General features: G+C 68.0%; 2 protein-coding genes. Both read right to left on the reverse strand.

Features of this window, described 5'->3' with window-relative positions; translation table 11 throughout:
* The coding region (locus tag ACOADB_RS04735; protein WP_378596779.1) for an SDR family NAD(P)-dependent oxidoreductase at positions 1 to 234 on the reverse strand (234 nt) is incomplete at its 3' end.
* A partial coding sequence (locus ACOADB_RS04740; RefSeq protein WP_378596780.1) for a hypothetical protein occupies positions 231 to 1,114 on the reverse strand: 884 nt, incomplete at its 5' end. The genes ACOADB_RS04735 and ACOADB_RS04740, both read right to left, overlap by 4 nt.

Raw genomic sequence — 1,114 nt, forward strand, 5'->3', positions numbered from 1 at the left:
CGAGGCGACGACACCGGAAGCAACTGCCTCCACCTGAGCACCGTCCCGCACGTCGAGCGCAGCGGCCTCACAACCCAGCTCCACCGCAGCAGCCTGAGCCAGCGCGAGGTCCACGTCCGTGACCAGCACGGCGTACCCCTCGGCCACCAGGTGCCGGGCGATCTCCTTGCCCAGGCCGCGACCGGCGCCGGTGACGACCGCGCCCCGACGGTCCCCCGCCGCACGCACCGTCACGAACCGGGCCGCGTGATCGTGCCGTACGAGATGCCGCCCTGGAACTTCGTCGGGCGCACCGGCCAGAACCGCTTCCAGTCCGCGAGCTCGGTCGACGGCAGGATCTGCAGGAAGCGCGGGTCGTCGTTGCAGGCGTCCGCCATCGTCTTCTCCTTGACCATGGAGTCGTACTGGTCCTGCGCGTCCTCGAGGGTGTTGGCGTTCGGGCAGATCTCGCGCCCGTAGTGCTCGTGGTACTTCCTCACGCCGGGGATCTTCGACAGCTCCGGCTGCCAGTTGTCGATCGAGATGCCGTTCTCCGAGGAGACCCACACGCCGTCGGGGGTGTTGATGCACAGGGAGTGGTTGCCGTCGGTGTGGCCGGGCGTCCACAGCAGCGTGAGCCCCGGGCCGAGCTCGATGTCGCCGCTGAACCTCACGAATGCGTCGGGGTCGACGCCGTCGAGCCCGTCCTCGACGTACCACGCCCACTGCATCGGGTGCAGCGACTCGAGCGTCGCGAGCTCGCGGTCGTGCACCAGCATCTTCGCGTTGCCGAACAACGGCTTGCGCGGCTCGGTCTCACCGGGCACCAGCGACGTGGAGCCCATGATCATCCGCGGGTCCTGCACGTGGAGGTGGTCGAACGTGCAGAAGTCGATGTCGTCGGGCGACAGGCCGAGCTTCTCCAGCGCGTCCAGCGGCTCGGCGTAGTACTTCAACATCGCGACCGACGCGAACTTCTGACCGCCGGGGATCTTGTCCACCAGCGCATTGAGCTGGGCATAGAACGGCGCCTCGGCCGAGCCCTCCGGCATCGTCGGCTCGAACACCAGGGTGCGCGCCTTGCCGTCCCAGTCGTCGTACTGCACGACGATCATCCGGTTGATCATCGCGATCA

Source organism: Nocardioides sp. CPCC 206348 (assembly GCF_048654705.1).
Lineage (GTDB): Bacteria > Actinomycetota > Actinomycetes > Propionibacteriales > Nocardioidaceae > Nocardioides.